Below are 10174 nucleotides of genomic sequence, written 5' to 3' on the forward strand. Positions count from 1 at the left end.
GGGGGGCGCCGGTCATGATGCGCGCGCAGGTGCCCGGGACGACCTCCCGGGTGGGGCGCCTGCCGGCGAACACCGTCTCGCCCACCGTGAGGCGCACGGGCAGGGGGCCCGTGAGGTCCCCGGCGCGCACCGCGTAGCCGTCCATGGCGGAGTTGTCCCAGGGGGGCAGGGTGCGGCGGGCGAGGACGTCCTCGGCCAGCGCGCGGCCCAGGGCGTCGTCCCCGGGCACCCACTCGGTGGGCAGCGGCGTGCACAGCCCGAGGATCCGCGCTCGGGCCTCCTCCACCGGCAGCAATGCGGGGGCGTCACTCATGCTGTTTTCCCACCCAAAGTCCGTGAGAAAATCAAGTGTTAGTTTGACAGCCCAGCTGATCATCGTTACAAGCAATCGTGATCGCGAGGCTCGCGTCCAACAGCAGGGGCGTCCCGCCAACCCGTTGATAGCACACGGGAAATTTCCAAGGAGACAGCGTCGATGGCCAAGCCCAAGTCCGGGGCGAAGAAGCCGACTCCCGCTGCAAAAGCCGGTGCGAAGCCTGCCGCGAAGAAGGACAACGCGGCCCGCCTGGATCTGATCAGGAACGCCTCGAAGAAGGTGGCGACGGCCGCGACGAAGGTCGTCAAGGCGGTCGCTGAAGGGGCGAAGGGCAAGGTCGCGGCGGCGAAGAAGGCGGTGGCGGAGAAGGTGGAGAAGGCCCCCGCCGCCAAGAAGGCAGCGGCCAAGGCGGCTCCTCCTGCTCCCGCGGCGCCTCCCGCGAAGGCCGGCAAGGCCGGCAAGGCCGCCCCCGCGGCGAAGGCCGCGCCCGCCGCCCCTGCCGCGGCCGGCAAGAAGGGCGCTGGCAAGGCCGGGGGCAAGTCTCCCATGTCCGTCCCCGCGGGCCCGCCCGTGGAGAAGCCCCGTCCGCGCGCCACGAAGCTTCCGCCCGTGGGCGAGCCGCTGACGAAGCGTGAGATGGAGCAGCTGCTCACGGCCGGCGAGGGCCGCGGCGTGATGGGCGAGGGCAGCCTCAAGGGCCGCCTCATCCTCAGCGGCGAGATGCCCCACCTGGTCGTCGTGGGCCGCGACAAGCGCGAGCTGACGTTCCTGTTGCAGGGACCGGATCAGGAAGTGCTGCCGGCGTACGTGGACCACAAGGTCTCCGTGGTCGGCCTCATCAAGAAGACCACCAACCACAGCGGCGTGGTGGAGGTGCGCAAGTACTCCGCCAAGAAGCCGGAGGTGGAGGAGGTCGCGCCGCCCCCCTCGGACTCGGAGCCGAAGCTGCGCTACCTGTCGCCCGGCGAGGTCTCCATGGCCGTCGCCGCGGGCATGGGCGCGGGCATCAAGGGCTTCGCCAGCATCCGGGGCAACCTGGAGATGATGGGCGAGGACTTCGTGCTCGTCGTGTCCAACGGCGGCACGCGCCAGCAGGTGTCCTTCGCCATCGAGGGCAAGGCGGCGGTGAAGAGCCTGCGCAAGCACGTGGGGCAGACGCTCCAGGTGACGGGCGTGGTGGACAAGACGTCCGGCTGGGGCGGCCGCATCGCCGCGGAGATGGTGGAGCCGCGTCCGTCCGAGGCCCGCTCGGTGTCTCGCGACGAGATGGAGCTGGTGCACATCGAGGGCGAGGTGCCCACGTCCGTGGACGTGAAGCTCAACCACGGCCTCACGGTGCGCCTGCCGGAGCAGCCCGGCGCCACCTGGGCCATCGAGCCCACGCTGGCCAAGCGCGTGGGCCTGCGCGAGGCCAACTTCGAGCCCGGTCCCTCCGGCGGCCCGGCCACCCGCGAGTTCTTCTTCACGCCGCGCAACCCCGGCAACTTCGAAGTGGAGTTCTTCCTCGCCAAGGCGTTCACGCCGGGCGTGGTGGAGCGCTCCTTCAAGATCAACGTCACCGTCAAGCCCTGAGGGCTTGGACGCACGGGCCCTCCCTGGACCGCAAGGTCCTCCAGGGAGGGCGAATGGGGGCCGGGGGGTTCCCGCCCGCACCCTTCGGGCTTACCCGTTCCCTCAGCGGCCTTGCCGCGTCCCCACCGTGAGCATTTCCCAAGACCACATCCGACAGCTGCTCGCTGAAGCCGACCATCCCCTGGGCCTGAAGGAGCTCCTTCGCCTGGGAGGCCTGAACCCCGGCCAGCAGACCGACCTCAAACGCGCCCTGCGTGAGCTGGTGCGCGCGGGCGCCATCGTCAAGGACGGCAAGCGCTTCCGCCTGGAAGGCCCGCGCACGCCTCGCGCGCCGGATTCCGGCTTCGAAGCCCGCCGCGACCTGTCCTCGCCTCCCCTCAAGAAGCGGGGCCCGGCCCCGGGCAGCGGGCGCGAGGAGCGCCGGGGCGGCTTCCGGGACGATGGTCCCCGGGGCGGCGGCAACCTCCGGCGCTCGCTCCAGCGGGGCTCCCGCGACGACCGCTTCGAGGACTCCAGCCAGCCCGCGGTGGAGGGCATCCTCCACATGCACCGGGACGGCTTCGGCTTCGTGCACCCGGTGTCCGGCGAGGGGGAGAACATCTTCCTGCCGCCGGGCGAAGCGCAGCGGGCCCTGGACAACGACCGCGTCCTCGTGGAGGTGGCGGGGCGGCCGGGCCGCTTCGAGGGCCGGCTGGTGCGCGTGGTCAACCGGCGGCGTGAGCTGGCGGTGGGCACGTACGTGGCGCAGGGCCGGCACTCGCTGGTGATGACCACGGACACGAGCCTGCCGGGCCCCATCCGCGTGCCGGCGACGCAGATGGCGCGCGACGGCGACCTGGTGAAGGTGCGGCTGGGCGTGGGCGCGGACCTGCTGGAGCCCGGGCAGGGGCTGTTCGGCGAGGTGGCCGGTTCGCTGGGGCGTCCCGGCGACCCGAGCGCGGAGGTGCTGGGGTCGGCCTTCGCGCATGGCTTCTCCGACGAGTTCCCGCCGGAGGTGATGGACGAGGCGGACGCGTTCGCGGTGAAGGTCACGGAGGCGGAGGCCACCGAGGGCAACCGCCGCGACCTGCGCCAGATGCCGCTCATCACCATCGACGGCGAGGACGCGCGCGACTTCGACGACGCCGTGTACGCGGAGGCCCAGGCCGGAGGCTGGCGGCTGGTGGTGGCCATCGCGGACGTGTCGCACTACGTGAAGGAGCGCACCGCGCTGGATGCGGAGGCGCTCAACCGCGCGACGTCCGTGTACCTGCCGGACCGCGTGCTGCCCATGCTGCCGGAGCGGCTGTCCAACGGCATCTGCTCGCTGCGCCCGGATGAAGACCGGCTGTGCATGGTGGCGGACATGACGTTCGACCGCCACGGCCAGCGCCGCTCGCACGAGCTGTACCCGGCGGTGATGCGCAGCGTGGCGCGCTGCACGTACAACGAGGTGCAGGACGTCCTGGACGGCAAGGACGTGCCGCACCGCGACTTCCTCAAGCCCCAGTTCGAGCAGTTGATGGCGCTGGCGCGCGCGCTGATGGGCATGCGCAAGGCGCGAGGCGCCATCGACTTCGACGTGCCGGAGCACAAGGTGGTGCTGGGCGAGGACGGCGTGCCGCTGCGCATGGAGAAGCGCGAGCGCAAGGACAGCCACCGGCTCATCGAGGAGTGCATGCTGGCCGCCAACGAGGCGGTGGCCACGTACTTCCAGGACGAAGGACTGCCCACGGTGTACCGGTTCCACGGCGAGCCGGATCCGCAGAAGCTGGCGGCGTTCGCGGTGCTGGCGGAGGCGTACGGCTTCCAGCTGGACGTGGAGAACGGCGTGTCGTCCAAGGAGCTGGACGCGTTCATCACGCAGCTGGAGGGACACCCGGAGCAGCGCGCGCTGAACCAGCTCCTGCTGCGCTCCATGATGCAGGCCGTGTACACGTCGACGCGCGTGGGCCACTACGGCCTGGCGGCGGAGAACTACCTGCACTTCACGTCGCCCATCCGGCGCTATCCCGACCTGCTGGTGCACCGCATCCTGAAGGCGGTGTGGGCGCGCAAGGGCAAGAAGCCCTCGGACGCGCAGCTGGACCGGGAAGAGGAGCGGCTGGAGGGCATGGCGCAGCAGTGCTCGGAGCGCGAGCGCGCGGCCATGACGGTGGAGCGCGAGGTGGTGGCGTTCTACGCGGCCCTGATGATGAAAGACCGCGTGGGCGAGGAGTTCGACGCGACGGTGGCGGGCATCGCCGAGTTCGGCTTCTTCGTGGAGCTGGACGAGGTCCACGTCGAGGGCCTGGTGAAGGGCGAGTCGCTGGGGCCGGGCTCCAAGCTGGACAAGCGCACGCACTCGCTCGTGTATCCGAATGGCCGGCGCGTACGGGTGGGGCAGAAGCTGCGCGTGCGGCTGCTGTCCGCGAACACCACCGCGCGGAAGATTGATTTCGAAGCGCTCCAGTTCGAGGACGAAGCGCCGCTCCAGCGGGCCGAAGGCGCACGGCAGCCGCCGCGCCGTCGCGAGTACGTGAACGAGGCGCCGGGCCGTCACAAGGGTGGCAGGCCCGGGCGCGGCGAGCGCGAGGCCGCGAAGACGGGCCGCACGCCGTGGCGCAAGCCCGCGGTGGCCGAGGACGCGGCGCAGTGGCGTTCGCTGGGTGAGGCGGAGGAGGCGCCGTGGCAGCCACCCGCGCCGGAGGACGCCGCCACGGTGGAGGCCGCGACGGTTGCCGGGTACGGCGACGAGGTGCTGGGAGACGCGCCGCGTCCGCGAGGGCGTTTCAGCCGGGAAGGGCGCCGCGAGGAGGCCGCGCCTGCCCGTGGCACCGGCCGCTTCCTGAAGGCCCGCACGGAGGAGGCTCCCGCCCCGAAGGCGGAGCCCGCGAAGCCGGCCAAGGGCAAGCGCAAGGTCATCCGTCCCTCGCTCCCTGCGTCCGATGAGGGCGTCGAGTCCGTCCCGGCACCGGAGGCTCCGGCGTCTCGCGAGGCCTTCACGCCGCCGGGCTTCGACTCCGATGACAGCGCCCCGGCGGCTTCACCGCACCCGGGCTTCGACCGGATCCGCGCGCTGGCCGCGCAGCGGGGCCAGCTCTCCACGGGGGCGGCTCCGGGCAAGAAGGTCCGCAAGGCGGCCGCTGGCGCGAGCTCGCGGGCGAAGCCCTCGAAGAAGTCCGCGCCGGGCAAGAAGGCCGGCGGTTCCAAGGGCGCGGGCAAGAAGCCGGGGCGTGGAGCCCCGGGCAAGCGCAAGCGCTGAGCCGGGCCTTTCCGGCCGCGCCGCCGTTCCAGCCGTTCCACTGAAGGAGGCCGTGTGGGTGCTGTGCGAATCGTGGGGTTGATGCTGGCGGTGGCGGGCGGCGTGCTGCTGTTCACCGGGCTCAAGGCGCGGGACTCACTCACCGAACGCGCCACCGAGCTCATCACCGGCCGCAACACCGAGCAGACCACGCTCTACGTCGCGGGCGGCGGCGCCGCGCTCGTGGGCGGCGTGCTGCTGGCCCTCTTCGGGGGAGGACGAGGCCGGCGATGAGCGAATGCTTGGCTCTTTGGGAGAGGGTTGCCTGTTGGCGACTATCAGCTTGCTAGTTGAATAATCAAAAGCAAGAGGAATAAGCCAAATGGTATCAATGCGCCGAAGAGAAAAGCCCGAAATGCATATGCGACTTGCCTGTGCTTTGTGCGCAGTCCCTGGGCGAGAGCAAATGCCTGATAGCACAAGTCTTTGAGAAATGCCTCGTCGGTGTTGGCTGAAAATGCGGATAGATATTTGTCTGGTGATCCAAAATCCGCCACGTGTTCGAAGAAAACGAGGGAGTGGTATGTGGTTGGGTCTTTGGGGGAGCCTAGATAGGGAATTGAGCTTTGAATAGCGAAGAAGAGGGCGATTACTGAGCCGATTGCGGTTATGGCAAGGAAGACACCCGCTGCGATGCTTGCCCAGGTGTTACTGAAACGACTTAGTAGGTCTTGCCATTTGACAAGTAGGCCGCTTACGGCAATGGCATTCAGGGCGATGAGTATGGATGCCTTGGTGTTTGCTCCGGCGTAGTATCCGTCGTATCTCTTGATGATGTTCCAGACATCGTCTTTGGTTGTTGGCATGCTTGATGGGGCTGTCTTAATCCAGTAGTGACATAGGGAAGTTCATCACCATCCCTTGAGTTTTTCCGGAGTGCGGTGTTGTTGTTACTTGGCCATTAATCCCGGATGGAAATAGGTCCTCGGCGCTATTGGATAGGATGACTTCATTGAACGAGTCGGAACACAGCTTGGAGGCGTTGTTAACCGAGTCGCCATAAGCTGTAAGATCGTACATTGAGCCAAGTCCGATTCTTGTGATTATTATGTCGCCTTCATCAACTCCAACTCCAATCCCATTGATGGGTTCGATGTCTAGTGTTTCTAGTGCGGGGTTTATGGCTGCGTAAGTGGCCTCGATCATTTGGGCGCCGCAGATGGCAGCCTCCCGAACATGTTTGTGCTTGTTCAGAGGCAGTGGATTCCCGCCGTCCTCATTGATGCCGAAGACAGCAAAGAGGCCATCGCCTCGAAATCCCACGATAAATCCCTCCTGTTCCTCAACGAGATGGCTGAAGACAGGGAGTAGGGCATGCATGGTCAAGTACGTTTTTTTTGCGCCTAGGCTAAGTGCGCGTTTGGTGGAGCCACGCATGTCAACGAAAAGGGAGGTGGCCCATAAATTTCTGCCAGAGCCGAGCCCTAGTGAGTCAAGGCCGTTGATATGAGTAAGCATTGATTTGGCAATTTTGACTCGTGTGCTCTCATCGAGACGCATCTTGCCTGCTGCCTGTTGTGCAGTATTGAGGCTGTCGGCAACTATTTGTTTGAGTGTCTGGAGCTTAGTCATGATAATGCGTGCAGTCTTTGGTGTGTGATAAGGTAAGTCTTAGGTTTTTAGGGCTACTTATGTCGCTTGCAAGTGGAGAGGACGAGGCCGGCGTTAGGCCCCGTCCCCTCCACGTAAGGGACTACTTCGTGGCGCCCGAGGCCTGCGCGGCCTTGGCGCGCTTGGTCGCCTCGCCGAACTGCTTGGTGGCCTCGTTGGCCTGGGCCGTCAGCTCCTCGATGCGCTTGGCGTGAGCGGCGGCGCTGGCCTTGGCGGCGGCGACGCGCTCCGCGGCCTCCGGATCCACCACGGCCTTCTTGCCCTTCTCCGGCTTGGGCGGCGTGGCGGCCTCGATGGCCTCCTGCTCCGCGGCCTGCATCAGCGACTTCTCGTGCTCGATGTACTTGAACATCACGATGCGCTTGTTCAGGTACGTGTTGGCCGAGTCCGGGTTGAGGGCGATGACCTGATCATACGTCTTCAGCGCCAGGTCCAGCTCCGCGGGGTTCGCCGGCGCGGACATGGAGCGGGCGCCACCGCGCTGCGAGTGCACCTCCGCGATCCAGCTGAGCGCGTCGGTGTCCTTCGGGTTGATCTTCAGGCACTCCTGGAAGTACTGCTCCGCCTTCTCCAGCGGGCCGTTCTTCGCGTACATCGCCGCGACGTTGCGGTAGGCCTCGGCCTTGTCCTGGGGCGTCTTCGCGAAGTCCACCAGCTTCAGCGCGGCCTGCGCGGCCTGGTCCGTCTGGCCCGCCTGCATGTGCGCGAAGGCCTTCTTCTCCCAGACCTTCTCCTGGGTCGGGTCGATCTTCAGCGACTCCTCGTACTCCTTCACCGCCTCCGCGTAGTTCTTGTCGGCGAGGAAGTTGGTGCCCTTGACCCGGTGCTCCTTGGCCTTCTCTTCCTTCTCGTCGGCGCAGCCAAAGGACCCGCCCAGGGTCAGCACACCCAGCATCAAACCCACGCTACCCAGCCGCTTCATGCCCAAAGCCTTTCGTGAAGTTCCAGGGGGCACGTCCCAGCGGAGGGCCCCACGCGGCGCGGAATATACCCGAACTCGCTTCAGGTGCGGCCCTGTCCGGCGGGGGGCCTCAGGAGCGTGCGCGCGCGAGCAGGGAGACGAGCAGGGGCGCGCCCAGCGCGGCCGTCACCACTCCCACGGGCAATTCACGCCCGGGGAGGATCAGCCGCGCCGACGCATCGCACAACGCGAGGAACGCGGCCCCCACCACCACGGAGCCCGGCAGCAGCACGCGGCGGCTCACCCCGAGCGTCCGGCGCACGAGGTGCGGGACGATGAGCTCCACGAAGGCGATGGGGCCGCACCACGCGACACAGGCGGCCACGCCCAGCGCCCCCAGGCCAATGGCCACCGTGCGGACGCGCTGGACGGGGACGCCCTGGGACTCCGCGTGCTCCTCGCCCGCGATGAACACCTCCAGCGCGCGGGTGAGGGCAAGCAGGCCCACGACGGTGACGGCCGCGAACGGGGTGAGCACCAGCACGCCGGAGTAGCCCACCTGCGGCAGGTGGCCCAGGGACCAGCGCATGGCGGCCATGAGCTCGGCGGAGTCCGCGGTGAACTGCAGGCCGGTGGAGATGGCGCCCGCCGCCATGGAGCAGGCGATGCCCGCGAGCACCACGTCGTTCATCCGCACGCGGCGGCCCGCGGCGATGGCGGCCACCACCAGGCTGACGCCCAGTGCGCCCCCGAAGGCAGTGGCGGTGATCAGCGGAAATCCCCCCGGCGCGAGCCGCACGCCCAGCAGGATGGCCACCAGCGCGCCCAGGGTCGCACCGGCGGTGGTGCCCACGGTGCTGGGCGCGGCCAGCGGGTTCGCGAAGAGGGACTGGTACACGGCGCCCACCAGCGACAGCGTGCCGCCCACCAGCATGGCCATCAGCGTGCGGGGCACGCGCAGCTGCCAGAACACGAAGTCCACCGAGCCCGGCGAGATGCCCGGGCCGATGAACGGCGCCACCGCGCACGCGGCCACGCAGACCGCCAGGACGAGCCAGGCCTTCACGGGGAGCCCCCGCTGCGGGGCAGGCCCACGAACACGCGGTGGCCCTCCACGGACATGCCGTGCATGCGCACGCCGAACAGCTCGCCCAGGTGCTCGCCCAGGTCGGGGGCGTCCAGCTCCCGCTCGAACGCCACGCGGCCCTGGAACAGGCCCACGACGCGAGGCGCGCGCGTGCCCGGAGCGTGGGCATGCGCGAGCACGTTGACGTCATGGGTGACGCACAGGATGCCGCGTCCCTCGCGCCAGAGGTGGCCCATGCGCGTGTACAACTCCAGCTGCTGCGCGGGGTCCAGGAAGTTGGCGGGCTCGTCCAGCAGCACCAGCGGCGTCTCCTGCGCGAGCAGCCCCGCGACCGCCACGCGCTGCCGCTCGCCGCCGGACAGCTCCGTGATGGGGCGCAGGGCGAAGGACGCCGCGCCTGCCTCCGCCAGCGCCTTGTGCGCTGCTTCTTCCGACGCGCGCCGGGATTCGGGGAAGCGGTAGCGCGCGGAGACGACCTGCTCCAGCGCGGTGATGGGCTCGGCCGCCTCCAGCCGCTGGGGCAGCCACGCGAGCTTCGCCGCGCGCTCCCGGGGAGCCAGGCGCGACACCTCCTGCCCGTCGACGAAGGCCTGCCCGGCGTCCGGACGCAGCAGGCCCAGCGCGACCCGCAGGAGCGTGGACTTGCCCGCGCCGTTGGGGCCCACGATGGCCACGAAGTCACCCGGAGCCACGCGCAGGGACACGCCGTCCAGCAGCGTCCGTCCTCGCGCCCGCACCGTCACCGCGTCCAGCGTCAGTCCGGCCGTCATCGCGTGGGGGGCAGGGTGCCCAGGGCGGCGCGGAGCCGCTCGACGACGTCGAGGATGGCGGGCCCGGTGGACTGCACGTCGGGGCCGACGACCAGCCGCACCCGGTCCTCCCGCGCGGCGCGCAGACCGGTGAGCTGCTTCCACGGGGCCAGCACCCGCGCCTGTCCCGCGGCGTCCAGGGACGGCACGTTGATGAGCACCAGCACCGCGTCCGGATCCAACGCGATGACGCCCTCCAGCGACAGGTTGGGGGGACCGGAGCGCTCTTCGGCGACGGCGTTGCGCGCGCCCGCGGCCTCCAGCGCGGCGCCGTGCAGCGACGCGCGCTTCATGTACCAGACCTCCGACAGCGTGCCCGCGACGTCGCCCAGCACCAGCAGCACGCGGGGGGCGTCCTTCGGCGCGGGGCGCGACAGCGTCTGCTCCAGCCTCTGCGCCAGCGCGGCGGCCTGGGGCTCGCGTCCGCTCAGACGGCCCAGCTCCTTCACGCTGCCGACGACCTCCGGGAGCGACGTCCAGGGAAGCACCTTCAGCGGCGCGAGCGCGGCGAGCGCCTCCGCCGGAGCCTGCTTCACCTGCTGATCCACGAGCAGCGTGGGCTTGAGCTTCGCGATGGCCTCGAAGTTGGGCGCGAACGTGGTGCCCACCTTCGGCA

Annotated in this window: 9 protein-coding genes and 1 pseudogene; 3 read left to right on the forward strand and 7 right to left on the reverse strand. The window is 69.0% G+C overall.

What is annotated here, in order from left to right; genetic code table 11:
• Positions 1-313: pseudogene (locus tag D7X55_RS28200) on the reverse strand (molybdopterin molybdenumtransferase MoeA); the annotation flags it as partial.
• Positions 314-475: 162 nt separating this feature from the next.
• Here D7X55_RS28200 and D7X55_RS28205 point away from each other — a divergent pair.
• The 3 genes from D7X55_RS28205 to D7X55_RS28215 all read left to right on the forward strand — a co-directional run bounded on the left by D7X55_RS28205 (position 476) and on the right by D7X55_RS28215 (position 5384).
• A complete protein-coding gene (locus D7X55_RS28205; protein WP_120551884.1) occupies positions 476-1888 on the forward strand; it encodes a protease inhibitor I42 family protein in 1413 nt (470 codons plus the stop codon).
• Between the two features lie 127 nt (positions 1889-2015).
• Positions 2016-5111 carry a ribonuclease R gene (gene rnr / locus D7X55_RS28210; RefSeq protein WP_121724673.1) on the forward strand — a complete coding sequence of 1032 codons (3096 nt, stop codon included), beginning with the start codon at positions 2016-2018 and terminating at the stop codon, positions 5109-5111.
• 54 nt (positions 5112-5165) lie between these two features.
• Positions 5166-5384 (forward strand): DUF3185 family protein, encoded by a 219-nt coding sequence (locus D7X55_RS28215; protein ID WP_014396547.1) that lies wholly within the window; start codon positions 5166-5168, stop codon positions 5382-5384.
• Positions 5385-5428: 44 nt separating this feature from the next.
• Here D7X55_RS28215 and D7X55_RS42985 read toward each other — a convergent pair whose 3' ends face one another.
• From D7X55_RS42985 to D7X55_RS28240, 6 genes are all read right to left on the reverse strand, one after another.
• The gene (locus D7X55_RS42985; RefSeq protein ID WP_147470238.1) at positions 5429-5956 is read right to left on the reverse strand and encodes a Pycsar system effector family protein; all 528 of its coding nucleotides are present in this window, start codon (positions 5954-5956) and stop codon (positions 5429-5431) included.
• 16 nt (positions 5957-5972) lie between these two features.
• Positions 5973-6722: an adenylate/guanylate cyclase domain-containing protein gene (locus tag D7X55_RS28220; protein ID WP_121724674.1), complete on the reverse strand. Its 750-nt coding sequence runs from the start codon at positions 6720-6722 to the stop codon at positions 5973-5975.
• Positions 6723-6843: 121 nt separating this feature from the next.
• A complete protein-coding gene (locus tag D7X55_RS28225) occupies positions 6844-7683 on the reverse strand; it encodes a lipopolysaccharide assembly protein LapB (RefSeq protein WP_120551882.1) in 840 nt (279 codons plus the stop codon).
• A gap of 109 nt (positions 7684-7792) precedes the next feature.
• A complete protein-coding gene (locus D7X55_RS28230) occupies positions 7793-8728 on the reverse strand; it encodes an iron ABC transporter permease (RefSeq protein WP_121724675.1) in 936 nt (311 codons plus the stop codon).
• The gene (locus D7X55_RS28235; RefSeq protein WP_121724676.1) at positions 8725-9519 is read right to left on the reverse strand and encodes an ABC transporter ATP-binding protein; all 795 of its coding nucleotides are present in this window, start codon (positions 9517-9519) and stop codon (positions 8725-8727) included. The genes D7X55_RS28230 and D7X55_RS28235 overlap by 4 nt, the downstream gene beginning before the upstream one ends.
• On the reverse strand, positions 9516-10174 hold a 659-nt coding region (locus D7X55_RS28240; protein WP_147470239.1), incomplete at its 5' end, for an ABC transporter substrate-binding protein. The genes D7X55_RS28235 and D7X55_RS28240, both read right to left, overlap by 4 nt.

The sequence above is a fragment of the Corallococcus sp. AB049A genome (assembly GCF_003668885.1).
In the GTDB taxonomy this organism is placed as follows: domain Bacteria; phylum Myxococcota; class Myxococcia; order Myxococcales; family Myxococcaceae; genus Corallococcus; species Corallococcus interemptor.